Annotated in this window: 29 protein-coding genes and 1 tRNA gene; 22 read left to right on the forward strand and 8 right to left on the reverse strand. The window is 57.6% G+C overall.

Annotated elements, in window-relative coordinates:
* Positions 1-34: 34 nt before the first annotated feature.
* Both JOE39_RS04305 and map read left to right on the forward strand, forming a co-directional pair.
* Positions 35-292 carry a ParD-like family protein gene (locus JOE39_RS04305; RefSeq protein ID WP_003393021.1) on the forward strand — a complete coding sequence of 86 codons (258 nt, stop codon included), beginning with the start codon at positions 35-37 and terminating at the stop codon, positions 290-292.
* Positions 289-1080: a type I methionyl aminopeptidase gene (gene map / locus JOE39_RS04310; protein ID WP_003346035.1), complete on the forward strand. Its 792-nt coding sequence runs from the start codon at positions 289-291 to the stop codon at positions 1078-1080. Before JOE39_RS04305 ends, map begins: the two co-directional genes overlap by 4 nt.
* Before the next feature lie 75 nt (positions 1081-1155).
* Here the strand turns inward: map and JOE39_RS04315 are convergent, their stop codons facing one another.
* The 3 genes from JOE39_RS04315 to JOE39_RS04325 form a co-directional block, all read right to left on the reverse strand.
* Positions 1156-1392, reverse strand: coding sequence for a DUF6555 family protein (locus tag JOE39_RS04315; protein WP_003315582.1), 237 nt, complete (start codon positions 1390-1392; stop codon positions 1156-1158).
* A 222-nt stretch (positions 1393-1614) separates the two neighbouring features.
* Positions 1615-2316, reverse strand: a complete 702-nt coding sequence (locus JOE39_RS04320) for an endonuclease I family protein (RefSeq protein WP_003423784.1) — start codon at positions 2314-2316, stop codon at positions 1615-1617.
* Between the two features lie 4 nt (positions 2317-2320).
* Positions 2321-2572: a DUF1654 domain-containing protein gene (locus JOE39_RS04325; RefSeq protein ID WP_004418201.1), complete on the reverse strand. Its 252-nt coding sequence runs from the start codon at positions 2570-2572 to the stop codon at positions 2321-2323.
* A 137-nt stretch (positions 2573-2709) separates the two neighbouring features.
* On the opposite strand from JOE39_RS04325, the gene JOE39_RS04330 reads away from it, so the two are divergent.
* The 8 genes from JOE39_RS04330 (at position 2710) to JOE39_RS04365 (ending at position 10102) form a co-directional block, all read left to right on the forward strand.
* The gene (locus JOE39_RS04330) at positions 2710-2934 is read left to right on the forward strand and encodes a YgdI/YgdR family lipoprotein (protein WP_046265760.1); all 225 of its coding nucleotides are present in this window, start codon (positions 2710-2712) and stop codon (positions 2932-2934) included.
* A 193-nt stretch (positions 2935-3127) separates the two neighbouring features.
* The gene (locus JOE39_RS04335; protein ID WP_003346032.1) at positions 3128-4087 is read left to right on the forward strand and encodes a sugar ABC transporter substrate-binding protein; all 960 of its coding nucleotides are present in this window, start codon (positions 3128-3130) and stop codon (positions 4085-4087) included.
* 53 nt (positions 4088-4140) lie between these two features.
* Complete coding sequence (locus JOE39_RS04340) at positions 4141-5694, forward strand: sugar ABC transporter ATP-binding protein (protein WP_003393032.1); 1554 nt, start codon at positions 4141-4143, stop codon at positions 5692-5694.
* Positions 5691-6683, forward strand: a complete 993-nt coding sequence (locus JOE39_RS04345; protein ID WP_016567902.1) for an ABC transporter permease — start codon at positions 5691-5693, stop codon at positions 6681-6683. Before JOE39_RS04340 ends, JOE39_RS04345 begins: the two co-directional genes overlap by 4 nt.
* A gap of 1 nt (position 6684) precedes the next feature.
* A complete protein-coding gene (locus JOE39_RS04350) occupies positions 6685-7701 on the forward strand; it encodes a substrate-binding domain-containing protein (protein WP_003423790.1) in 1017 nt (338 codons plus the stop codon).
* A 30-nt stretch (positions 7702-7731) separates the two neighbouring features.
* Positions 7732-8652, forward strand: a complete 921-nt coding sequence (gene rbsK / locus JOE39_RS04355) for a ribokinase (RefSeq protein ID WP_024684328.1) — start codon at positions 7732-7734, stop codon at positions 8650-8652.
* The gene (gene rbsD / locus JOE39_RS04360) at positions 8649-9053 is read left to right on the forward strand and encodes a D-ribose pyranase (protein WP_003320864.1); all 405 of its coding nucleotides are present in this window, start codon (positions 8649-8651) and stop codon (positions 9051-9053) included. The genes rbsK and rbsD overlap by 4 nt, the downstream gene beginning before the upstream one ends.
* A gap of 23 nt (positions 9054-9076) precedes the next feature.
* Positions 9077-10102 (forward strand): nucleoside hydrolase, encoded by a 1026-nt coding sequence (locus tag JOE39_RS04365; RefSeq protein ID WP_116895831.1) that lies wholly within the window; start codon positions 9077-9079, stop codon positions 10100-10102.
* 22 nt (positions 10103-10124) lie between these two features.
* On the opposite strand, the gene JOE39_RS04370 is transcribed toward JOE39_RS04365, so the two are convergent.
* Positions 10125-10319 (reverse strand): hypothetical protein, encoded by a 195-nt coding sequence (locus tag JOE39_RS04370; protein WP_011267467.1) that lies wholly within the window; start codon positions 10317-10319, stop codon positions 10125-10127.
* A gap of 309 nt (positions 10320-10628) precedes the next feature.
* On the opposite strand from JOE39_RS04370, the gene JOE39_RS04375 reads away from it, so the two are divergent.
* Positions 10629-10970: a lipoprotein gene (locus tag JOE39_RS04375; protein WP_011267468.1), complete on the forward strand. Its 342-nt coding sequence runs from the start codon at positions 10629-10631 to the stop codon at positions 10968-10970.
* A 65-nt stretch (positions 10971-11035) separates the two neighbouring features.
* Here the strand turns inward: JOE39_RS04375 and JOE39_RS04380 are convergent, their stop codons facing one another.
* Together JOE39_RS04380 and JOE39_RS04385 are read right to left on the reverse strand one after the other, a co-directional pair.
* On the reverse strand, positions 11036-11248 hold the full coding sequence (locus JOE39_RS04380; RefSeq protein WP_003315566.1) for a cold-shock protein: 213 nt from the start codon (positions 11246-11248) through the stop codon (positions 11036-11038).
* A gap of 295 nt (positions 11249-11543) precedes the next feature.
* The gene (locus JOE39_RS04385) at positions 11544-11849 is read right to left on the reverse strand and encodes a hypothetical protein (RefSeq protein WP_122220621.1); all 306 of its coding nucleotides are present in this window, start codon (positions 11847-11849) and stop codon (positions 11544-11546) included.
* Positions 11850-12198: 349 nt separating this feature from the next.
* On the opposite strand from JOE39_RS04385, the gene thrS reads away from it, so the two are divergent.
* From thrS to JOE39_RS04435, 10 genes are all read left to right on the forward strand, one after another.
* Positions 12199-14121 carry a threonine--tRNA ligase gene (gene thrS / locus JOE39_RS04390; RefSeq protein ID WP_003315564.1) on the forward strand — a complete coding sequence of 641 codons (1923 nt, stop codon included), beginning with the start codon at positions 12199-12201 and terminating at the stop codon, positions 14119-14121.
* On the forward strand, positions 14121-14672 hold the full coding sequence (gene infC, locus JOE39_RS04395; RefSeq protein WP_170855886.1) for a translation initiation factor IF-3: 552 nt from the start codon (positions 14121-14123) through the stop codon (positions 14670-14672). The genes thrS and infC overlap by 1 nt, the downstream gene beginning before the upstream one ends.
* Positions 14673-14732: 60 nt before the next feature.
* On the forward strand, positions 14733-14927 hold the full coding sequence (rpmI, locus tag JOE39_RS04400; RefSeq protein WP_002553160.1) for a 50S ribosomal protein L35: 195 nt from the start codon (positions 14733-14735) through the stop codon (positions 14925-14927).
* A gap of 29 nt (positions 14928-14956) precedes the next feature.
* On the forward strand, positions 14957-15313 hold the full coding sequence (rplT, locus tag JOE39_RS04405) for a 50S ribosomal protein L20 (protein ID WP_002553161.1): 357 nt from the start codon (positions 14957-14959) through the stop codon (positions 15311-15313).
* Between the two features lie 104 nt (positions 15314-15417).
* A complete protein-coding gene (gene pheS / locus JOE39_RS04410) occupies positions 15418-16434 on the forward strand; it encodes a phenylalanine--tRNA ligase subunit alpha (protein WP_003367019.1) in 1017 nt (338 codons plus the stop codon).
* Positions 16435-16461: 27 nt separating this feature from the next.
* Positions 16462-18840: a phenylalanine--tRNA ligase subunit beta gene (pheT, locus tag JOE39_RS04415; RefSeq protein ID WP_024664827.1), complete on the forward strand. Its 2379-nt coding sequence runs from the start codon at positions 16462-16464 to the stop codon at positions 18838-18840.
* A gap of 3 nt (positions 18841-18843) precedes the next feature.
* Positions 18844-19146 carry an integration host factor subunit alpha gene (gene ihfA / locus JOE39_RS04420; protein ID WP_002553164.1) on the forward strand — a complete coding sequence of 101 codons (303 nt, stop codon included), beginning with the start codon at positions 18844-18846 and terminating at the stop codon, positions 19144-19146.
* Entirely contained in the window at positions 19127-19483 is a 357-nt protein-coding gene (locus tag JOE39_RS04425) for a MerR family transcriptional regulator (RefSeq protein ID WP_003315559.1), read from the forward strand. Before ihfA ends, JOE39_RS04425 begins: the two co-directional genes overlap by 20 nt.
* 88 nt (positions 19484-19571) lie before the next feature.
* A tRNA-Pro gene (locus JOE39_RS04430) sits at positions 19572-19648 on the forward strand.
* A 118-nt stretch (positions 19649-19766) separates the two neighbouring features.
* A complete protein-coding gene (locus JOE39_RS04435; RefSeq protein WP_210077829.1) occupies positions 19767-20267 on the forward strand; it encodes a hypothetical protein in 501 nt (166 codons plus the stop codon).
* A gap of 2 nt (positions 20268-20269) precedes the next feature.
* On the opposite strand, the gene JOE39_RS04440 is transcribed toward JOE39_RS04435, so the two are convergent.
* Both JOE39_RS04440 and JOE39_RS04445 read right to left on the reverse strand, forming a co-directional pair.
* Positions 20270-21382: a tyrosine-type recombinase/integrase gene (locus JOE39_RS04440; protein WP_210078657.1), complete on the reverse strand. Its 1113-nt coding sequence runs from the start codon at positions 21380-21382 to the stop codon at positions 20270-20272.
* Positions 21382-21594, reverse strand: a complete 213-nt coding sequence (locus JOE39_RS04445; RefSeq protein WP_005753573.1) for a hypothetical protein — start codon at positions 21592-21594, stop codon at positions 21382-21384. The genes JOE39_RS04440 and JOE39_RS04445 overlap by 1 nt, the downstream gene beginning before the upstream one ends.
* Before the next feature lie 112 nt (positions 21595-21706).
* Here JOE39_RS04445 and JOE39_RS04450 point away from each other — a divergent pair, with 112 nt between their 5' ends.
* Positions 21707-21919 (forward strand): hypothetical protein, encoded by a 213-nt coding sequence (locus tag JOE39_RS04450; protein ID WP_024421391.1) that lies wholly within the window; start codon positions 21707-21709, stop codon positions 21917-21919.

Genomic DNA, 21919 nt, shown 5'->3' on the forward strand with positions numbered 1-21919 from the left:
GTATATGCTTCATATATTCAACTTGAGGTGAATCATGGGTCTGGTAAAAATCTCCGAAAACATGCACGCCAATCTGCGCTCTGCCAGCGTTGCGCTCAGCCGCTCCATCAATGCGCAGGCCGAGCACTGGATGCGTGTCGGTATGCTCGCTGAACTGCACCCGGCGCTGGATTACAGCGAGATCTGCCAGATGCTGATCCGTCTCGAAAATGCTGGTGAGACCGTGCTGACCGCTTCGAACTTCAACATCTCGGAGCCTTCAGCTTCCAGCCTGTCCAAGGCGGCCTCATGAGCAGCGCTATCGGTATCAAGACCGAACAGGATCTCGTGCAGCTGCGTATAGCCGGCAGACTGGCCGCCGATGTGCTTGCGATGATCACACCTTACGTCAAGGCTGGCGTCAGCACCGAAGCGCTCGACGATATCTGTAATGAATACATCGTCAAAGAGCTGAAAGTGATTCCTGCGAACGTCGGCTATCACGGTTTTACCAAGACCACCTGCATCTCTCCGAATGCCGTGGTGTGCCATGGCATACCTTCTGCCACCGACATCCTCAAGGAAGGCGACATCGTCAATATCGATGTCGCGGTCATCAAGGACGGCTGGTACGGCGATACCAGCCGGATGTACCTGGTGGGTGAGGTCAGCCCCCTGGCCAGGCGTCTGGTCGAGACGACCTATGAGGCAACTCGCGCCGGTATCCATGCCGTGCGCCCTGGGGCAACCCTGGGTGATATCGGTTATGCCATCCAGAGCGTCGCTCATCGCGAAGGCTTCAGCGTGGTGCGCGAATATTGCGGACACGGCATCGGGCGTAAATACCATGAAGAGCCGCAGGTTCTGCACTACGGTGCACAGGGTAAAGGCCTCAGACTGAAACCCGGCATGGTGTTCACCATCGAGCCGATGATCAATGCAGGCAGGGCTGGCACCCGGACACTGCCGGATGGCTGGACGGTTCTGACCAGCGACCTTTCACTGTCTGCGCAGTGGGAGCATATGGTTGCCGTCACCTCGACCGGTTTCGAGCTGCTGACGCCGTGGCCTGATGGCACAGGCGATTACCCTGCCATCTGATCCGGAAGCGGCTGGCAATGCCTATGAACAATGGCCTTTTTCGAAGGCCATTGTCTGGTTGAAGGGGACGATGCTTCAGGCTTGCAGCGGAGACCTTCTCCAATGTACCTGCGTCACGCCAAAGCGCTTGGCCTGCAAGGTTGCGACGCCCATCGGGCCTGCGGATATATTGCCGCTCACGGTCCCCACACCTGCATGCAGGGTCGCACAATGCAATGCGTCGCTCTGACACAATTGCTTTGCATGATGCAGAAAGCAGTGAGGTTCGCCGTTGAATTGATAGTGAATTTCAAATTCCGTTTGATGATTCATCTTTCCTGCCTGCGAACGTGATAATCAGCCTGATTTTTTTGGCATATGCACGGGCAGAGTCTTCCCGATCACGCCCTTGTTTTCAGAGAGTAGAACGAAAATCGTACTGTTCATGGATTGAGTTAACAGTTGTCCGATGAGTGGTTTTGGATTCACTCAAGTGCATCAGTCAATGGCCGAGCAATCCATCCGTTTGAGGGCTCGGCCTTTGATCAATCGTAGTTATTTACACGATTTCAGGTCTACCGGGCCTACAAAGTCATTACCGCGTCCCATGACACAAGCGACCTGCTGGTTACGCTGGCGCTCCCATGCCTGAGGCGGATAGGTTTTGTTCCAGGCCTGATAGAGCTGCTGGTCCTGGCGCGAGAGGCGCAAGTTGTACTGTTTGCTCATGTAGAAGTAGGTGCGCGCAATCATGCCGCGTATCGAGGGGCGAGGCATGACCTTTTTGGCCTTGAAATCCACTTGGGTCAGGCATGAACCGTACTGGCCCTTTTGCTCGGGTATCCAGCCAAAGCTGAAGTTGCTGCGGTCACCGTTGACCTCGCCGATACTGGGCACCAGGTTATGCAGGTCTGCCTCAGCGCGTTTGTAGACCGGGTCAGTTTTTGTGCAGTTCTTGCGCCCGCCGTTCTGCCAGCATTGGCGCAGGTGTCCGATCTGCCAGGCAGGCACGATGTGTTCCCATTCAATACGACTGGCGCGCTTGGCGCTCTTGCGCGGTACATAGCCGCACCCAGCGATATCGACCCGATTGCCCGTGTATTTGCAGCCGCAGTAAAACTCGGTCGACTGCGGTGCATACAAGCCCCAGGCAACTTTCTTGGCTTCGCTGAAAGTGCGCGGTGCTTGTGCCTGAGCGGCGAATGAGGCGGTGATGAGCAGGGTAGTGCAAAGCAGTGAGGAAAATCGAAACGTCATGCCGTCAGTCTTCCTTCGGCAGCGTCCAGAAGATTTGCACGCCACCGTCGTCGCGCCAGGCGAGGGTGACATTGTCGTTCTCGGCTATTTCTTCAAGGAGCTGTGCCCAGTCGTCTTCTGCCTCGTCCGGCTGACGAAAGAGCAGGGCAGCCCTGGATTTCTGCGCGGTGGGCGAGTTGATGATCTTCTGTACCCGCATGCCCATGCGCTCGTAAGGGCCGGGAGTGGAGGGGGTCGCTGTGCTTTGTTTTGCCACGGAAAAAGGTCCCTGAATATTGCTGTACGGGCATACAGTATTTGAGTGTCGGATCTTTCGCAACATCTATGTAAGATAAAGCGCTCGAAGTGGCACACTAGTGCCTTGAAAAAAACCTGACGTTTCCGGAGTCACACATGAATATCAAGTCACTGGCATCTCCGTTACTGGCCTCGGCAGTTGTGCTGCTGGCAGGCTGTTCCACGCCCTCGGTCGTCACGCTGCAAAACGGTACTCAGTACGTGACCAAAGACATGCCCAAGACCAAGACCCGCGACGGTTTCTACGAGTTCGAGGATATCTCCGGCAAGACAATCCGGATCAAGGCCGATGATGTGGCGACGGTCAAACCTGAAGAGTGAAACCCGACTTTTTGTGACGCCCGTTCCCCGTGCTAGCGGGGAAGGGCAGCTAGGGAAGATTTAATTTCCGGTGGATTGACAAAGGCTGCAGCTTTTTCCATAGTTCGCTCCTCGCAAACGTTTGCGCGGCGATGCCCGGCATCGATTCTGCGCCGTTCGCCCGAACAATAATCACAAGATCGGAGATGAACTCATGAAGCTGCCATTCGCTGGACGCCTTCTCGCTGTCGCCATGTTTGCTGCCGTCACGGCAGTAATGCCCCTCTCTACCGTCTATGCCCAGACGCCTGAAAAACCCAAGGTTGCACTGGTCATGAAGTCATTGGCCAACGAGTTCTTCCTGACCATGGAAGACGGTGCCAAGGCCTACCAGAAAGAACATGCTACCGAATTCGATTTGATCTCCAACGGGATCAAGGATGAGTCCGATACGTCGGCGCAGATCCGCATCGTCGAACAGATGATCGCCTCCAACGTGAATGCGCTGGTGATCGCGCCCGCTGACTCCAAAGCGCTGGTACCGGTGCTCAAGAAAGCCACCGATGCCGGAATCAAGGTCGTCAACATCGACAACCAGCTCGATGTCGACGTGCTCAAAAGCAAGAGCCTGCAAATTCCGTTCGTAGGGCCTGACAACCGCAAGGGTGCCAAGCTGGTGGGCGACTATCTGGCCAAGAAACTGACCGCTGGTGACGAGGTGGGCATCATCGAAGGTGTGTCGACCACCAATAATGCTCAGCAACGCACCGCCGGTTTCAAAGACGCCATGGACGAAGCGAAAATGAAAGTGGTGTCCACGCAGTCCGGTAACTGGGAAATCGACAAGGGCAACGCTGTGGCCTCGGCGATGCTCAATGAATACCCGAACCTGAAAGCCCTGCTGGCCGGTAATGACAGCATGGCGCTGGGCGCCGTCTCTGCAGTGCGTGCGGCAGGCAAGGCTGGCAAGGTCATGGTCGTGGGCTACGACAACATCAATGCAATCAAGCCGATGCTCAAGGATGGCCGGGTTCTGGCCACGGCCGATCAGTACGCAGCCAAGCAGGCGGTCTTCGGCATCGAAGCTGCCCTCAAGCTGGTCAAAGGCGAGAAGGTCGATACCAACGATAAGGGCGTGATCGAAACGCCGGTGCAGCTCGTTACTCAACCTTGATCCACGCCGTGTAAAGGTGCCCGTCCGCAGAGGACGGGCGCTGGGAGAAATGTATGTCAGCGTCTGCTCAGACAGCTGTTCTTTCGGTCAGTGGCATCGGCAAAACCTACGCACAGCCCGTACTCGGTGACGTCGACCTGACGTTGATGCGTGGCGAAGTGCTGGCCCTGACCGGGGAAAACGGTGCCGGTAAAAGCACCTTGTCGAAAATCATCGGCGGGCTGGTAACCCCTACCACCGGAAACATGGAATTTCAGGGCCAGCCTTATCAGCCTGCAAGTCGTACCCAGGCCGAAAAACTCGGCATTCGCATGGTTATGCAGGAGCTCAACCTGCTGCCGACCCTGACCGTGGCCGAAAATCTGTTTCTTCATGACCTGCCCCGCAGGGCCGGCTGGATCGACCGCAAGCGCTTGCGCGAAAACGCGATCGAGGCGATGGCTCAAGTGGGGCTGGACGCGATTGATCCCGACACGCTGGTCGGCGAATTGGGCATCGGCCACCAACAGATGGTCGAGATCGCCCGCAACCTGATCGGCGACTGTCACGTACTGATTCTCGACGAACCCACTGCCATGCTCACCTCGCGCGAAGTGGAAATGCTCTTTGAGCAGATCACACGGCTGCAGGCGCGGGGCGTCTCGATCATCTACATATCCCATCGGCTTGAAGAGCTTGCCAGGGTGTCCCAGCGCATCGCCGTGCTGCGCGACGGCAAACTGGTGTGTGTCGAGCCGATTTCCCGATACAACAGTGAGCAACTGGTGACCCTGATGGTTGGCCGTGAGCTCGGCGAGCATATCGACATGGGCGCCCGGCAGATTGGCGAGGTGGCGCTGTCAGTCAAGGGGCTCAGTCGCGCCGGCAAGGTTCAGGATGTCTCCTTCGACGTGCGTCGAGGTGAAATCTTCGGTATTTCCGGGCTGATCGGTGCCGGGCGTACCGAGTTGTTGCGCCTGATCTATGGTGCAGACGTTGCCGACAGCGGTCACATCGAAGTCGGAAGGCCGCTGCAGAAGGTCAGTATTCGCTCGCCATCCGACGCAGTGGAGCAGGGTATCGCGCTGATCACGGAAGACCGGAAGAGCGAAGGCCTGCTGATGTCGCAATCGATCAGCGCCAACATTGCGCTGGGCAACATGCATTCGATTTCCAGCGCGGGCTTGGTCAACAGCGATGATGAGCTGAAACTGGCGCAGCGCCAGGTGGCGGCCATGCGCATTCGCAGTTCCAGTCCGGGCCAATTGGTCTCCGAGCTGTCGGGTGGCAATCAGCAGAAGGTGGTGATCGGTCGCTGGCTGGAACGTGACTGCACGGTGATGCTGTTCGACGAGCCGACACGGGGCATCGACATCGGTGCCAAGTTCGATATCTACGCGCTGCTGGCCGAACTGACCCGTCAGGGCAGGGCGCTGGTGGTGGTTTCCAGTGATCTGCGCGAGCTGATGCTGATTTGTGATCGTATCGGCGTGCTGTCTGCCGGTCGCCTGATCGACACGTTCGAGCGCGACAGCTGGACCCAGGACCAATTGCTGGCCGCTGCCTTCGCCGGTTATCAGAAACGTGACGCGCTGCTCAATGATGCGGCGCCCAGGAACGACTCATGAAAAATACTCCTTCTCCGACGCTGACCGCGCCGGTCCGTCGCGGCGGCAACTACCTTGGCCTCGGTACCTACATCGGGCTGGCCGGTGCGTTGCTGGTGATGATCGTGCTGTTCTCGCTGCTCAGCGATCACTTCCTGTCCTACCAGACCTTCAGCATGCTGGCTAACCAGATCCCGGACCTGATGGTGCTGTCGGTCGGCATGACGCTGATCCTCATCATCGGCGGCATCGACCTGTCGGTCGGCTCGGTGCTGGCCCTGGCTGCTTCGGCGGTCAGTGTGGCAATCCTCGGCTGGGGCTGGAGCGTGTTTCCGGCTGCGTTACTGGGCATTGCCTGTGCGACGCTGGCGGGTACGATCACCGGTTCGATTACGGTTGCCTGGCGCATCCCTTCGTTCATCGTGTCTCTGGGCGTGCTGGAAATGGCCCGTGGCGCGGCCTATCAGATGACCAATTCGCGTACCGCCTACATCGGTGATTCGTTCGCCTGGCTGTCCGATCCGATTGCCTTTGGCATTGCGCCGTCCTTCATCATCGCGTTGCTGGTCATCTTCGTCGCTCAGGCGGTACTGACCCGCACCGTTTTCGGTCGCTACCTGATCGGCATTGGCACCAACGAAGAGGCCGTGCGTCTGGCGGGTATCAATCCCAAGCCTTACAAGATTCTGGTGTTCTCGCTGATGGGGCTGCTGGCCGGTGTTGCGGCACTGTTCCAGATATCCAGGCTGGAAGCGGCCGACCCTAATGCCGGTGCCGGGCTCGAGCTGCAGGTCATTGCGGCAGTGGTGATCGGCGGTACCAGCCTGATGGGCGGTCGCGGTTCGATCATCAGCACCTTTTTCGGTGTGCTGATCATTTCTGTGCTGGCCGCAGGCCTGGCGCAGATCGGTGCGACCGAGCCGACCAAGCGGATCATCACCGGTGCGGTGATCGTGATCGCTGTGGTGCTGGACACCTATCGCAGCCACCGGGCTCGGCGCCAGGGCTGATATGGCAACCATCAAGGATGTCGCGGCCCTGGCGGGGATCTCGTACACCACTGTTTCCCACGTGCTGAACAAGACCCGGCCGGTCAGCGAGCCGGTCAGGCTCAAGGTCGAAGCCGCCATTGCACAGCTCGATTATGTGCCCAGTGCAGTGGCGCGTTCGCTGAAGGCCAAGACCACCTCGACCATCGGTCTGTTGATTCCCAACGGCATGAACCCGTACTTCGCCGAGTTGGCGCGGGGCATCGAGGATTACTGCGAGCGCAATGGTTTTTGTGTGATCCTCTGCAACTCCGATGACAATCCGGAGAAACAGCGTGGTTATCTGCGCGTGCTGCTGGAAAAGCGCGTGGACGGTCTGATTGTCTCTTCGGTCGGTGGTGATGCCGGTGTTGCAGGCGGACTTGCCGAGGTCCGTACGCCGCTGGTGATCGTTGACCGGGAACTGGACGGTATCGATGCCGACATGATCCGTATCGACCATGAGCAGGGCGCTTATCTGGCGACTCGGCACTTGCTGGACCTGGGGCATCGCGCCATTGCCTGTATCGGCGGGCCAGTTCATAGCACCGTGGCCGAGATGCGTCTGGCGGGTTATCGGCGCGCCCTGCAGCAGGCGTCCGTTCAGGTCCGGGCCGAATGGTCGCTGCACAGTGAGTTCACCAGCTCTGCCGGTCATGGGGCCGCGTGCCAGCTGCTGGCAGAAAGCCCGCCGACCGCGATTTTTGCCGGCAACGACGTGATTGCCATCGGTGTGCTGCGCGCCGCCGCCGAGCGCTTGATTCGCGTGCCTCAGGACCTGTCGGTGATCGGTTTCGATGATATCCAGATGAGTCGCTACGTTTATCCGGCGCTCACCACCGTGGGGCAGTCGATCATGCAATTGGGCGAAACCGCTGCAGAAATGCTGCTGAGCAGAATCACCACACCCCATGGGCTTCCTGCCGAAAAAAGACTCGTGACGCCCAGTGTCGTGGTGCGCGAGTCCACGGCAGCGCCAAACACTTTGTCCAACGAATGACGTGCACGTACAGCAACGGATTAATGAGCCATGCAAGCAAAAATAGTGATAGTGGGCAGTCTGAACATGGATCTGGTCATCCGCGCCCAGCGTCTGCCGCGTCCCGGCGAGACCTTGAGCGGGGAAACATTTGACACCGTGCCGGGCGGCAAGGGTGCGAATCAGGCGGTCGCTGCGGCACGTCTGGGCGCCAGCGTGGCGATGATCGGTTGTGTCGGGGCCGATGCCTACGGCGAACAATTGCGTGCAGCGTTGCTGGCCGAGCAGATCGATTGTCAGGCGGTGACCGTCGTTGAGGGCGTGTCCACCGGTATCGCCTCGATCGTGGTCGACGCCAACAGCCAGAACGCCATTGTCATCGTGGCCGGTGGCAATGGTCGGCTCAGTCCGGCATTGATCGAGCGCTTCGACACGCTGCTGGCGGATTCGCAAATCGTCATCTGCCAGCTCGAAGTGCCGACCGAGACCGTTTTCCATACCCTGGCCCGCGCCCGTGCGCTGGGCAAGACCGTCATTCTCAATCCTGCGCCTGCCAGCGAGCCCTTGCCGGCAAACTGGTATGCCCTGATCGACTACCTGATCCCGAACGAAAGCGAAGCGCAGACCCTGACCGGTGTAAACGTTGACTCACCGGCTGCCGCTGAAAACGCGGCATCATCCATGCTGGCGGCCGGCGCGCGCAACGTGATCATTACCCTCGGCGAGCACGGAACCCTGTTCGCCAATGCGTCTGGCATGGAGCATATTCCAGCGCGACGCGTGCAGGCCGTGGACACCACCGCTGCAGGTGATACCTTTGTCGGCGGTTTTGCGGCGGCATTGTCCGCAGGCCATGGCGAGTTGCAGGCAATTCGTTTCGGTCAGGCTGCGGCGGCCATCTCCGTCACCCGAGCGGGTGCCCAGCCGTCCATCCCGACGTTTGAGGAAGTACAGGAATTCAATTCGCTATGAAAAAGACCCCGTTACTCAATATTGCCCTGTCCCGCGTGATTGCATCGCTGGGCCACGGTGACATCCTGATGATCGTCGACGCCGGCATGCCAGTACCGGCAGGCGTCGAACTGATCGACCTCGCGCTGACCCGCGGTGTGCCGGATTTCATCAGTGTGCTGGATGTCGTGCTGAGTGAAATGCAGGTTGAAAGCCATGTGCTGGCCAGCGAGATGGCCGAGGTCAAGCCGCCTGCGTTGCAGGTGATCGAAAGCCTGAATCTCGACGACCAGTTAGGGCAACAACGCTGGATAAGCCATGAAGACCTCAAGGTCTTGAGTCGCAAGGCCAAGGCAATCATCCGTACCGGAGAATGTCAGCCGTACAGTAATGTGGCGCTGGTATCCGGAGTCGTCTTCTAGTTATTCAAGAAAGGGAGTTTCATATGACATTGATACAGTTTTCCAGGCAGTTCATTCGTGGAGCGTTGCTCTTGTCCATTCTCGGTACTGCTGCTGTCCAGGCGGCTGAAAAGCGCGATCTGATCATCGATACCGATCCAGGTGCGGACGATGTCGTTGCGTTGTTGCTGGCGCTGGCGTCACCTGAAGAACTGAACGTCATGGCTATCACCACGGTGGCCGGCAATGTGCGGCTCGACAAGACCTCGCGCAACGCCAGGCTGGCGCGGGAATGGGCCGGGCGCGAAGAGGTGCCTGTGTATGCCGGTGCGCCCAAGCCGCTGGTGCGTACACCGATCTATGCAGAGAACGTTCACGGTCAGGAAGGTTTACCGGGTGTGCCCGTGCATGAGCCCGCCAAGGGGCTGGCCGAAGGCAATGCCGTCGATTACCTGATTCGCACCCTGAGCAAGGCCAAGCCGCACAGCATCACCATCGCCATGCTCGGCCCGCAGACCAACCTGGCGCTAGCGCTGGTGCAGGCTCCGGAAATCACCCAGGGCATCAAGGAAGTGGTGGTCATGGGCGGCGCGCATTTCAACGGCGGTAACATCACTCCGGTTGCCGAATTCAATCTGTTCGCCGACCCCCACGCTGCGCAGATCGTTCTGGCCAGTGGTGTGAAGCTGACGTACGTGCCGCTGGATGTGACCCACAAGATTCTCACCAGTGAACAGCGCCTCAAGCAGATCGCCGCATTGGGCAACAATGCTGGCAAGCTGGTGGACGGCATTCTCAATGAATACGTCAAGCTGGACATGGAGCATTACGGTTTGCCCGGTGGACCTGTACACGATGCCAGCGTGATTGCCTGGCTGCTCAAGCCCGCGTTGTTCTCCGGAAGGCAGATCAACGTGGCGGTGGACACTCGTGAAGGGGTCGGTTTCGGTCAGACAGTGGCCGACTGGTACGGCACGCTCAAGCAGCCGCAGAACGTATTCTGGGTCGAGAACGGCGACGCTCAGGGTTTCTTCGATCTGCTGACCGAGCGACTGGCGCGTCTCAAGTAATCCCGCATCCTGAAGCCGCGTGTCAGGCGGGCAGTCCCGCCGCGGCATAACGGCTCAGCACCTGGCTGATGAAGGCACGGGCACCCTCGGTGCCCAGTTCCTTGATCAGCAGGTCGACTGCGATGATCATCAGTTCTTCCGGGTTCCCCGGGCTGTGCGAGCAGTGACCCTGAGGCCATCTGGCCTTGATGTCCGCGTCTAGGGTTATGGCTGTCATGTCTGTCTGATCTCCAGTGAAGGGTCACGCACACGTTGCTCGCTTCCCGGCGCTTGTGTCTCTGGCAGTAAACCATCCCGCGCGCATTTTGACACTTCTACTTACATATGATCCTGATACCCCGGTTCAATGAACTCCGGCGATAAACGTTTTGTGACGATTTCCTCGCGCGTCCTGTGTCATGCCAAGGCAGACTCCCGTTCCAGACAGATCAACAGGTTACGCAAGGCATCTCGGTCGGATCGTGCAACCAACGCGCCCAAGCGCGGTCGGACAGGTCTGGAAATGTTCATTGGCAGAGGAGGGTGTATGCCCCGGAAATTCGCAACATTGGGTTTTATGGTCGTGGCTTCATTGATGGCAGGCTGCAGCAGTACGGCTTCTGATAGCAGTGCCAGTGCTGAAGCGCCCGTCAAGGCCGACGCGCCAGCCAGCAACGCGATACCTGGCCGCTGTGATGCAGGACTTGCCCAGTTCGCCATTGGCAAGCAGGCGTCCATAGACCTCCTTTCTCAAGTCCGCGCCCGTTCCGGTTCGCAGGATGCGCGCATTCTCGGTCCTGACGACATGGTCACGCTGGAATACCGATCCGAGCGGGTAAACGTCAATACCGACGCTTCGGGTAAGGTCACCCGTATCAATTGCGGCTGAGTCGGTACTTTCTTTTACGCATAAAAAAACCCCGTCAGTGACGGGGTTTTTTTGTGTCAGGTGAATCAGGCCACCTGAACTTCTTCTGCCTGCATGCCTTTCTGGCCTTTAGCAGCAACAAAAGTAACGGTCTGGCCTTCTTTCAGGCTTTTGAAACCGTCGCTCTGGATTGCTTTGAAGTGTACGAACAGGTCGTCACCGCCACCTTGTGGAGTGATAAAGCCGAAGCCTTTTTCATCGTTGAACCATTTTACGGTGCCGGTTTGGCGATTAGACATGGTGTATCTCCAGAAACATAATTTTCAGTAACGTGCTGCTCAGGCCAACTGGGCACACCGGGCTATCATAGTCGAAATGGGCAAAAAAACAGCTATTAAGGTGGGCGCTTTGCGTAAAGGTCCCGTATATGCAGTTCACCATACTCTGCAAACCGCCCTCCGAGGTGCCAGGCCCAGTACAGAACAGGCTTTACCAATGGCGCTTAAAGCCATGATTTCAATGGCTTTCAGAAGAGCCGGGGCCAACTGCTATCAGTGCTTGGCACGTGCGTTTTACCCCGGCTGAAAAAAATGATTATTTTGTCGCTGTGCAGTTCTCTGCGACCAGTTTTTGCAGTTTTGCCGTCAATGCAGCAGGAGGCGCTGCCTTGGTGTCCTTGAGCGAGGCTATTTCCTTCTCGGTGAAATGACTGTCCACCTGCTTTGCACCGCATTCGCAGTGAGTCGCGGCGGTCTTGTCATTCAGCCCCTGTTTCTTGGCCGCAGCAACGCATTCCTGAGTGAAAGTGGTGCGTGTCGCTCCGTCCATCGCGGCGTGAGCACCCAGCGGGATGAGGGCGGCGCTGCAGAAGAGGAGGCTGGTCAGGCGTGAAAACTTCATGGTGTTCTCCTTATTGCTGGAAAAAACGTACGGGGTCTCGCTGGTTTCTGACGCCCATGAAGCCTGCCAGTTCAGGCGCCGTGTTAATTCCATTTGATTTGCGTGGATGTGCATCCCGGTCGGCCTGGCTGTGGTAGGATGCGCGTCCTGTTATTTTCAAGCGCCCCATGGTCTATGGCTTTCGGTGCAGCGCAGGCAGGTTTTTTCGTACATTCCAGTCATCTGGTCCGGTTCAAGGTTGGCCCCAAGGCTCCTGCCACTGTGAGGCAGGCATACCACCGGATCACGTACTGGCTCATCCCAACCCACGTGACCTTTGGTAGGGGTCACCACTAGGAGAGGAGGCGCCATGCCAACTATTACTCTTCCCGACGGCAGTCAACGTTCATTCGATCATGCGGTTTCCGTAGCCGATGTCGCGCTTTCAATCGGTGCCGGTCTGGCCAAGGCCACCGTTGCCGGCAAGGTCGACGGCAAGCTTGTCGACGCCTGCGACCTGATCGAAAACGATGCCAGCCTGCAGATCATCACCCCCAAGGATCAGGAAGGACTGGAAATCATCCGTCACTCCTGCGCGCACCTGGTAGGGCACGCGGTCAAGCAGTTGTATCCGACTGCAAAAATGGTCATCGGCCCGGTGATCGACGACGGCTTCTATTACGATATCGCCTACGAGCGCCCGTTCACGCCTGACGATATGGCGGCGATCGAGCAGCGCATGCAGCAGTTGATCGAAAAAGATTACGACGTCATCAAGAAAGTCACCCCGCGCGCTGAAGTGATCGAGGTGTTCACCGCCCGTCACGAAGATTACAAGCTGCGCCTGGTCGAAGACATGCCGAACGAGCAGGCCATGGGCCTGTATTACCACGAAGAATACGTCGACATGTGCCGCGGTCCGCACGTGCCGAACACGCGTTTCCTGAAGTCATTCAAGCTGACCAAGCTGTCTGGCGCCTACTGGCGTGGCGATGCCAAAAACGAGCAGCTGCAGCGTGTCTACGGCACCGCCTGGGCTGACAAGAAGCAGCTGGCGGCCTACATTCTGCGCATCGAAGAAGCCGAGAAACGCGACCATCGCAAGATCGGCAAGCGTCTTGGTCTGTTCCATACCCAGGAAGAAGCGCCGGGCATGGTCTTCTGGCACCCGCAGGGCTGGACCCTGTACCAGGTGCTCGAGCAGTACATGCGCAAAGTGCAGCGTGAAAACGGCTACCTCGAGATCAAGACTCCGCAAGTAGTCGATCGCTCGCTCTGGGAAAAATCCGGGCACTGGGCCAACTACGCCGACAACATGTTCACCACCGAGTCCGAAAGTCGCGACTACGCGATCAAACCGATGAACTGCCCTTGCCACGTGCAGGTGTTCAATCAGGGCCTGAAGAGCTACCGCGAGCTGCCGATGCGTCTGGCCGAGTTCGGTGCCTGTCACCGTAACGAGCCGTCGGGCGCCTTGCACGGCATCATGCGTGTGCGCGGCTTCACCCAGGACGATGCGCACATCTTCTGTACCGAAGACCAGATGCAGGCCGAGTCCGCCGCGTTCATCAAGCTGACGCTGGATGTCTACGCCGATTTCGGTTTCAAGGATATCGAACTCAAATTGTCCACTCGCCCTGAAAAGCGTGTAGGCTCCGACGAGCTTTGGGACCGTGCCGAATCGGCGCTGGCTTCCGCACTCGACAGCGCTGGTCTGCCTTACGACCTGCAGCCGGGCGAGGGCGCGTTCTACGGTCCGAAAATCGAGTTCTCCCTCAAGGATTGTCTCGGTCGGGTATGGCAGTGCGGCACCTTGCAGCTGGACTTCAATCTGCCGATCCGCCTGAGTGCCGAGTACGTGTCGGAAGACAACAGTCGCAAGAATCCGGTCATGTTGCACCGCGCGATTCTTGGATCCTTCGAGCGTTTCATCGGCATTCTGATCGAGCATTACGAAGGCGCGTTTCCGGCCTGGCTGGCGCCTACCCAGGCAGTGATCATGAATATCACTGACAAACAGGCCGATTTTGCCCTCGAAGTGGAAAAAACTCTGGCCGAAAGCGGGTTTCGTGCCAAGTCCGACTTGAGAAATGAAAAGATCGGCTTTAAAATCCGTGAGCATACTTTGCTCAAGGTTCCTTATCTCCTCGTGATTGGAGATCGGGAGGTTGAAATGCAAACTGTCGCTGTGCGTACACGTGAAGGCGCTGACCTTGGCTCGATGCCGGTCGCCCAATTCGCTGAATTCCTCGCACAAGCGGTTTCCCGGCGTGGTCGCCAAGATACGGAGTAATTATTATTAAGCGTGAAATGAGACAAGATAAACGAGCTGCACCCAAGGCCCCGATCAATGAAAATATCTCGGCCCGCGAGGTTCGTTTAATTGGCGCTGACGGCGAGCAGATTGGCATCGTCTCGATTGATGAAGCGCTTCGTATTGCCGAAGAGGCGAAGCTGGATCTGGTAGAGATTTCTGCCGACGCACTCCCTCCGGTCTGCCGTGTGATGGATTACGGCAAATCGATCTTCGAGAAGAAGAAGCAGGTTGCTGCAGCGAAGAAGAACCAGAAGCAGATCCAGGTTAAAGAAATCAAGTTTCGTCCAGGGACGGAGGAAGGGGATTACCAGGTAAAACTACGCAACCTGGTACGTTTCCTGAGTGACGGGGACAGGGCCAAGGTATCGTTGAGATTCCGCGGTCGTGAGATGGCCCACCAGGAGCTGGGTATGGAGCTGTTGAAGCGGGTTGAAGGTGACCTGCTCGAATACGGTTCCGTCGAACAGCATCCTAAGATGGAAGGACGCCAGCTGATCATGGTCATCGCCCCGAAAAAGAAGAAATAACCACCAGGGCACGGCAGGCCTTGCGGTTATATTTATCAACTGAATGCGGAGTATCCGAACATGCCAAAGATGAAGACTAAAAGTGGTGCAGCTAAGCGGTTTTTGAAAACCGCCAACGGCATCAAGCACAAGCACGCTTTCAAGAGCCACATCCTGACCAAAATGTCGACAAAGCGTAAGCGTCAATTGCGCGGTAGCAGCTTGCTGCATCCGTCTGACGTGGCAAAAGTCGAGCGCATGCTGCGCCTTCGTTAATTTTGATCAAGATATAGAGGAAGTAACTCATGGCTCGTGTAAAGCGTGGCGTCATTGCCCGTAAGCGTCACAAAAAAATTCTGAAACTTGCAAAAGGCTACTACGGCGCGCGTTCACGCGTATTCCGTGTTGCCAAGCAAGCGGTAATCAAGGCAGGCCAATACGCCTACCGTGACCGTCGTCAGAAAAAACGTCAGTTCCGCGCTCTGTGGATCGCTCGTATCAACGCTGGTGCTCGTGTTAACGGTCTGTCCTACAGCCGTTTCATTGCCGGCCTGAAAAAAGCGTCCATCGAGATCGACCGTAAGGTTCTGGCTGATCTGGCAGTGAACGAAAAAGCGGCGTTTGCTGCGATTGTCGAGAAAGCTAAAGCCACCTTGGCCTAAGTCCCCGACAATCACTTGCCCCGGTTCTCCGGGGCCGGTGTTAAACGTCATAAATAGGGGAAGAGCCTTCAGCTCTTCCCCTATTTTGTATCTGGAGTCTGTACATGGAAAACCTGGACGCGCTGGTCTCTCAAGCTCTTGAGGCTGTGCAAAGCGCCGAAGATATCAATGCCCTGGAGCAAATCCGGGTTCACTACCTCGGCAAGAAAGGCGAGTTGACTCAGGTGATGAAGACCCTGGGGAACCTGCCTGCTGAAGAGCGTCCGCAAGTCGGTGCGCTGATCAACGTTGCCAAGGAACGTGTCACAGAGGTTCTCAATGCACGCAAGGCATCGTTTGAGCAGGCAGAACTGACTGCCAGGCTCGCGGCCGAATGCATCGATGTGACCCTGCCGGGCCGCGGTCAGACCTCAGGTGGTCTGCACCCGATTACCCGTACTCTGGAACGTATCGAACAATTCTTCACGCACATCGGCTACGGCATCGCCGAAGGCCCTGAAGTCGAAGACGATTACCACAACTTCGAGGCGCTCAACATCCCAGGCCACCACCCGGCCCGGTCGATGCACGACACCTTCTATTTCAATGCGAACATGCTGCTGCGCACCCATACCTCGCCGGTACAGGTACGCACCATGGAATCGCAGCAGCCGCCGATCCGCATCGTCTGCCCAGGCCGTGTGTACCGTAGCGACTCGGATATCACCCACTCGCCGATGTTCCACCAGATCGAAGGTCTGCTGGTCGATCGCGACATCAATTTTGCCGATCTGAAAGGCACCATCGAAGAGTTCCTGCGTGTTTTCTTCGAGAAAGAGCTGGCCGTACGCTTCCGTCCTTCGTATTTCCCGTTCACCGAGCCCTCGGCGGAAGTGGATATGGAATGCGTCATGTGCAGTGGCAAGGGCTGCCGCGTCTGCAAGCAGACCGGCTGGCTTGAAGTCATGGGTTGCGGCATGGTCCACCCGAACGTGCTGCGCATGTCCGGCATCGATCCTGAAGAGTTTCAGGGCTTTGCGTTCGGCATGGGCGTAGAGCGTCTGGCCATGCTGCGTTACGGCGTCAATGATTTGCGCCTGTTCTTCGACAACGATTTGCGGTTCCTCGCGCAATTTCGCTAAGTCGTACGAACCTTTCAGGAGAGCAGGATGAAATTCAGTGAACAATGGCTGCGCGGCTGGGTAAGCCCGCAGGTTTCCCGCGACGAGCTGGTTGCTCGTCTGTCGATGGCCGGTCTTGAGGTTGACAGCGTGACGCTGGCCGCCGGCGTTTTCAGCGGCGTGGTGGTGGGGGAGGTGCTGAGCACCGAGCAACATCCCGATGCCGACAAGCTGCGTGTGTGTCAGGTCAGCAATGGCAGCGAAACCTTTCAGGTTGTCTGTGGTGCGCCAAATGTGCGTCCGGGCCTGAAAATTCCATTCGCCATGATCGGCGCCGAGCTTCCCGGCGATTTCAAGATCAAGAAAGCCAAGCTGCGCGGCGTCGAGTCCAACGGCATGTTGTGTTCGGCTGCCGAGTTGCAGGCCGGCGAGGGCAATGATGGTCTGATGGAGCTGGCAGCCGATGCGCCAGTCGGTCAGGACATTCGTGTCTATCTGAGCCTGGACGATGCCAGCATCGAGGTCGACCTGACCCCGAACCGTGGTGACTGCCTGTCGGTGGCCGGTCTTGCGCGTGAAGTCGGTGCGCTGTACGCCGCTGAAGTCACCCGTCCGCAGATCGCTGCTATCAGTGCTGTACACGATGAAGTGCGCCCGGTCGAAGTACTGGCGCCGGCTGCATGCCCGCGCTACCTGGGCCGCGTCATCCGCAACGTCGACCTGTCGCGTCCGACCCCGCTGTGGATGGTCGAGCGTCTGCGTCGTTCCGACGTGCGCAGCATCGATGCCGCTGTCGACATCACCAACTACGTGATGCTGGAACTGGGTCAGCCTCTGCATGCGTTCGATCTGGCCGAAATCAACGGCGGAATTCGTGTGCGCATGGCCGAGGAGGGCGAGAAGCTCGTTCTGCTCGACGGTCAGGAGGTCAGCCTGCGTGCCGGCACGCTGGTCATTGCCGATCACCAGCGCGCGCTGGCAATCGCCGGCGTCATGGGTGGCGAGCACAGCGGCGTGACTGCCGGTACCCGCGATATTTTCCTGGAAAGCGCGTTCTTCGACACCATTTCGGTGGCCGGCAAGGCGCGTTCCTATGGTTTGCATACTGACGCTTCGCACCGCTACGAGCGTGGTGTGGACTGGCAACTGGCCCGTGAAGCCATGGAGCGGGCCACTGGCCTGCTGCTGGAAATCACCGGTGGCGAAGCCGGCCCCGTGATTGAAGTGGTCAGCGAGCAGCATTTGCCGTCGATCGTCCCGGTTACGCTGCGCGCCAGCCGTGTCGAGCAGATGCTCGGTCTGGTGATCGAGAACGCCGAAATCGAGCGCCTGCTGAAAGGTCTCGGTCTGGCTGTGACTGCTGAAGCCGATGGGCAATGGCGTGTCGAAGTGCCAAGTCATCGTTTCGACATCAGCCTTGAAGTCGACCTGATCGAAGAGCTGGCGCGTCTGTACGGCTACAACCGTCTGCCGGTCCGCTATCCGCAAGCCCGCCTGGCTCCCCAGGCCAAGGCCGAAGCCAAGGGCGATCTGCCTGAGTTGCGCCGCCTGCTGGTTGCCCGCGGCTATCAGGAAGCGATCACCTACAGCTTCATCGACCCGAAATGGTTCGAGCTGTTCTCGCCGGGCGCCAAGCCGTTGCTGCTGGCCAACCCGATCTCCAATGACATGGCGGCCATGCGCGCCTCGTTGTGGCCGGGTCTGGTCAAAGCCCTGCAGCACAACCTCAACCGCCAGCAGGATCGCGTGCGGATGTTCGAAAGCGGCCTGCGCTTCGTCGGTCAGCTCGACGGCTTGAAGCAGGAGCCGATGCTCGCTGGCGTGGTGTGCGGCAGCCGCTTGCCGGAAGGCTGGGCGCAAGGTCGCGACGTAGTCGATTTCTTCGACGTCAAGGCTGACGTTGAAGCGGTTCTGGGCTTTGCCGGTGCATTGGGCGAGTTCACCTTCACGCCGGGTCAGCATCCTGCCTTGCACCCAGGCCAGACGGCTCGCATCGAGCGTGATGGCCGTGAAGTCGGTTTCCTGGGCGCCATTCATCCGGAACTGTCGAAAACCCTCGGCCTGGATCGTCCGGTGTTTGTTTTCGAGCTGGTTCTGGCGGAAGTGTCGACCGGCCGTCTGCCGAAATTCCACGAGCTGTCGCGCTTCCCTGAAGTGCGCCGCGACCTGGCGCTGCTGGCCGATCGGGATGTTTCGGCCAGTGCGGTTCTGGACGTTATTCGTGAAAATGCAGGCGAGTGGCTCACAGACCTCAGGTTATTTGATGTTTACCAGGGTAAAGGCATTGATCCGCATAGAAAAAGCCTTGCAGTCGGCTTGACCTGGCAGCATCCATCACGCACTCTTAATGACGATGAGGTAAACGCAACGACACTTGCTATCCTCACCTCGCTTGAGGAGAGGTTAAACGCCACGTTAAGGAAGTAGCGTATGGGGGCTCTGACGAAAGCTGAGATGGCCGAACGTCTGTACGAAGAGCTGGGCCTGAATAAACGGGAAGCCAAGGAACTGGTCGAACTGTTTTTTGAAGAAATCAGGCACGCTCTGGAAGATAACGAGCAGGTGAAGTTGTCAGGTTTCGGCAACTTCGACCTTCGAGACAAGCGCCAGCGGCCTGGGAGAAATCCCAAGACCGGTGAAGAGATTCCGATTACGGCGCGCCGTGTGGTCACCTTTCGTCCAGGGCAGAAGCTGAAGGCCCGAGTTGAGGCATATGCTGGAACCAAGTCATAACGACGAGCTGCCGCCGATCCCCGGCAAACGCTACTTCACCATTGGTGAGGTCAGCGAGCTCTGCGCGGTAAAACCGCACGTTCTGCGTTATTGGGAGCAGGAGTTTCCTCAACTCAACCCCGTGAAGCGACGCGGAAACCGTCGGTATTATCAGCGCCAGGACGTGCTGATGATTCGCCAGATCCGCGGCCTGCTATACGATCAGGGCTTCACCATCGGTGGCGCCCGACTTCGTCTTACCAGCGGTGAACCAAAGGATGACACCCAGCAGTACAAGCAGATGATTCGCGAGATGATTGCGGAGCTGGAAGACGTACTCGTCATGCTTAAGGCGTAATTGAGCAGTCAGGATACTTCCAAAATTCAAATGCTTAGGGTATATTCCTCAACGTTTTCGCACGTTGCAAAACAGATACACGCCTAGTCGGGGCGTAGCGCAGTCCGGTAGCGCACTAGCATGGGGTGCTAGGGGTCGAGTGTTCGAATCACTCCGTCCCGACCATATTTTGTTAAGGGGATCAGTCACTTACGGTGCTGATCCCCTTTTTAATTTCCGGCCTGCGCAAAACACGCGCAAAACTGGCGCAAAACCATTTGGCTAGTTCGAGTTGGGGTGGGGTATGAATCTTGATTTCAGCACAGTTCATGAAGGCAAATTTGAGAAACACTTCGGCGCAGATATGGACGACGTTTCCCTTGTCCTTAAAAGCCACTTGTTCCTCGAAGAAATGCTCCGCTCTTTCTGTTTTGAGATGGTCCCGCAGCCTCGATACCTTGCAGAATCCAGACTCACTTTTGCTCAGGTCGTAGACTTGTCGCGGGCGCTGTATCCAGTGGAGCTCAAGCTGGGTTGGTTGAGTGAGCTATGGCCGCTTGCAGATCGAATCAACCGTATACGAAATTTGATGGCCCATGCACTGGATCCTGATCCGGTGAAGTTAGCGAACCATCGAGAAGTCTTTATAACTACAGTCAAGTCTAGGTTTAGCGGCTCCGAAGCTTACGAGTTTCGATCGTGTCTGGAGGCGGTATTAGGCGGTATGAATTTTGTTCTCCAGGCTGGCGTCACTCATAAAAATGGAGAAGATCCTCTTAAGATCCTTCGTAAAACCTTAGAGTAGAGCTATCCGGAGATTTCGCTGATATCGAGGTCTGGAAAAGCTTCCGACCAAATGATCTCGGCGTGATCCTTCTGGTAGTTTTTCGTCATATCCTCGCTCGCATGCCCAGCAATCTTTTGCCCGTCCTTTCCGGCTTTCTTGTACAAGTGCAGTGACAGCGCCCGCACTTCGTGGAAGCCCGGCATTTCCTCGTCACTCCAATCCGAGTAGCACCCAGCATCCTCTCGCGCTGCCTTGAACGCGCGTGTCAAATATCGCTCTTCGATCTTCGTCCAGTGGTCCTTGGTCTGGGCCTGCTTTTGCCTCAGGCGCTCCGGGCGCCGGTGAACGAGATAGGGCGAGGCCACGTTGTCCCGGCACCGACTGATGACCGCCTGCAACTCTGGGGTCACTCGGAATCGAATCCAGGCTGCGTCACTGGCCTTGGCCGTCTTCTGCTGGATGACATACAGAAAGCCTTCCCGCACGTCCTCAAACTTCATGTCCAAAATGTCGGTTCGACGCTGGGCTGTGATCAGTGCCAGATCGATCGCGTTCCGTAGCCAGGCCGGCGACTTCTCGCGAATCAGTTTCAGCCCCTCGACGGTATGGCGCTTGCGCTGTTTCTTTTCAATTCGGTTGATGGTGCTGGCCGCAGGATTGTCCGGGCACAAGCCTTTAGCGGCGGCGTGGTTGAATATGTCGATGAGCAGGGCTCGGCACTGATTGGCGGTACGCGGCGTCAGTTCGTCGAGCATCACGGCAACCATGCGGATGCTGATCTGATCTACGGCCTTGCCTTCAAACGCTTTCCGGAATCGCCGAAAGTGAACCGCGTACAGCTGAAGCGTTCCTTTCGCGAGCTCCCTCGGCGGCAGTACGGTCGCTTCATAATGATCAAGAAATCCTGCAAACGATTCAGAGGTCGCGCCCAGTACCGTTTCGACCAGATCGGCCCCCTGCATGAATGCCAGATTCAGTTGCTTGGCCGCGTCGACCGCTTTGATTCGGTCGGTCCCAAACTGAAACCACTTGCCGTCAGTCGGCCTGCGATATCGATAGGTTCCGCGCCGGTCGTCCATGTACAGATTTTGGGGCAGGCCCTTGTTTGATTTGTTGCGCGGCCGGGGGACCATCATGCAGCTCCTTTCAATACCATCGCGATCAGGTCATTTCCTGCTGCTTTGTTGTAGGCGGCCCAGTCGATATACCAGAGCTTTCCAATTTGCTCACCTGGCAGCTGGCCGTTGCGGATGTAATTTCGGATCGCTTGAGGGCAGGGCGGCGTGCCGTTCTCGCCCCAGCGCCGACGCTGAAACTCACTGATCTTGATCAGTTCTTTTCTCATTTTCGAGGCTCCGGGCCGCGCTACGCGGCGGAAGGGTTTATCAGGCGGGTTTTGTAGTTCACTGCTATGGTCCACGCAGCCAGCAGGAGCTGGGAGGCACCAAGGAGATGTCATGGAATGCACCACAACGGCGGATGAGGTTTACGGCCCGCGCAATGCCAGGCTCGGCAGGCGGGCGGTGGACGGCAATATCTGGTCGGGCACAACGATGATTTTCAGAATCATCGATGACCGGGTCTACTCAATGCACGAGCAGTACCTGGGCCGGCTCAAGTACGGCATGGCGATGACCGACAGGGGAGAACTGATTTTCATGGTGCGGTAG

The organism is Pseudomonas sp. PvP100 (genome assembly GCF_017833055.1).
In the GTDB taxonomy this organism is placed as follows: Bacteria; Pseudomonadota; Gammaproteobacteria; order Pseudomonadales; family Pseudomonadaceae; genus Aquipseudomonas; species Aquipseudomonas syringae.

What these genes read in the sequence shown, in the direction of transcription:
- JOE39_RS04305 (WP_003393021.1), top strand. Translation starts at nt 35, where the DNA reads ATGGGTCTGGTAAAAATCTCCGAAAACATGCACGCCAATCTGCGCTCT.
- map (WP_003346035.1), top strand. Translation starts at nt 289, where the DNA reads ATGAGCAGCGCTATCGGTATCAAGACCGAACAGGATCTCGTGCAGCTG.
- JOE39_RS04315 (WP_003315582.1), bottom strand. Translation starts at nt 1,392, where the DNA reads ATGAATCATCAAACGGAATTTGAAATTCACTATCAATTCAACGGCGAA.
- JOE39_RS04320 (WP_003423784.1), bottom strand. Translation starts at nt 2,316, where the DNA reads ATGACGTTTCGATTTTCCTCACTGCTTTGCACTACCCTGCTCATCACC.
- JOE39_RS04330 (WP_046265760.1), top strand. Translation starts at nt 2,710, where the DNA reads ATGAATATCAAGTCACTGGCATCTCCGTTACTGGCCTCGGCAGTTGTG.
- JOE39_RS04335 (WP_003346032.1), top strand. Translation starts at nt 3,128, where the DNA reads ATGAAGCTGCCATTCGCTGGACGCCTTCTCGCTGTCGCCATGTTTGCT.
- JOE39_RS04340 (WP_003393032.1), top strand. Translation starts at nt 4,141, where the DNA reads ATGTCAGCGTCTGCTCAGACAGCTGTTCTTTCGGTCAGTGGCATCGGC.
- JOE39_RS04345 (WP_016567902.1), top strand. Translation starts at nt 5,691, where the DNA reads ATGAAAAATACTCCTTCTCCGACGCTGACCGCGCCGGTCCGTCGCGGC.
- JOE39_RS04350 (WP_003423790.1), top strand. Translation starts at nt 6,685, where the DNA reads ATGGCAACCATCAAGGATGTCGCGGCCCTGGCGGGGATCTCGTACACC.
- rbsK (WP_024684328.1), top strand. Translation starts at nt 7,732, where the DNA reads ATGCAAGCAAAAATAGTGATAGTGGGCAGTCTGAACATGGATCTGGTC.
- rbsD (WP_003320864.1), top strand. Translation starts at nt 8,649, where the DNA reads ATGAAAAAGACCCCGTTACTCAATATTGCCCTGTCCCGCGTGATTGCA.
- JOE39_RS04365 (WP_116895831.1), top strand. Translation starts at nt 9,077, where the DNA reads ATGACATTGATACAGTTTTCCAGGCAGTTCATTCGTGGAGCGTTGCTC.
- JOE39_RS04370 (WP_011267467.1), bottom strand. Translation starts at nt 10,319, where the DNA reads ATGACAGCCATAACCCTAGACGCGGACATCAAGGCCAGATGGCCTCAG.
- JOE39_RS04375 (WP_011267468.1), top strand. Translation starts at nt 10,629, where the DNA reads ATGCCCCGGAAATTCGCAACATTGGGTTTTATGGTCGTGGCTTCATTG.
- JOE39_RS04380 (WP_003315566.1), bottom strand. Translation starts at nt 11,248, where the DNA reads ATGTCTAATCGCCAAACCGGCACCGTAAAATGGTTCAACGATGAAAAA.
- JOE39_RS04385 (WP_122220621.1), bottom strand. Translation starts at nt 11,849, where the DNA reads ATGAAGTTTTCACGCCTGACCAGCCTCCTCTTCTGCAGCGCCGCCCTC.
- thrS (WP_003315564.1), top strand. Translation starts at nt 12,199, where the DNA reads ATGCCAACTATTACTCTTCCCGACGGCAGTCAACGTTCATTCGATCAT.
- rpmI (WP_002553160.1), top strand. Translation starts at nt 14,733, where the DNA reads ATGCCAAAGATGAAGACTAAAAGTGGTGCAGCTAAGCGGTTTTTGAAA.
- rplT (WP_002553161.1), top strand. Translation starts at nt 14,957, where the DNA reads ATGGCTCGTGTAAAGCGTGGCGTCATTGCCCGTAAGCGTCACAAAAAA.
- pheS (WP_003367019.1), top strand. Translation starts at nt 15,418, where the DNA reads ATGGAAAACCTGGACGCGCTGGTCTCTCAAGCTCTTGAGGCTGTGCAA.
- pheT (WP_024664827.1), top strand. Translation starts at nt 16,462, where the DNA reads ATGAAATTCAGTGAACAATGGCTGCGCGGCTGGGTAAGCCCGCAGGTT.
- ihfA (WP_002553164.1), top strand. Translation starts at nt 18,844, where the DNA reads ATGGGGGCTCTGACGAAAGCTGAGATGGCCGAACGTCTGTACGAAGAG.
- JOE39_RS04425 (WP_003315559.1), top strand. Translation starts at nt 19,127, where the DNA reads ATGCTGGAACCAAGTCATAACGACGAGCTGCCGCCGATCCCCGGCAAA.
- JOE39_RS04435 (WP_210077829.1), top strand. Translation starts at nt 19,767, where the DNA reads ATGAATCTTGATTTCAGCACAGTTCATGAAGGCAAATTTGAGAAACAC.
- JOE39_RS04440 (WP_210078657.1), bottom strand. Translation starts at nt 21,382, where the DNA reads ATGGTCCCCCGGCCGCGCAACAAATCAAACAAGGGCCTGCCCCAAAAT.
- JOE39_RS04445 (WP_005753573.1), bottom strand. Translation starts at nt 21,594, where the DNA reads ATGAGAAAAGAACTGATCAAGATCAGTGAGTTTCAGCGTCGGCGCTGG.
- JOE39_RS04450 (WP_024421391.1), top strand. Translation starts at nt 21,707, where the DNA reads ATGGAATGCACCACAACGGCGGATGAGGTTTACGGCCCGCGCAATGCC.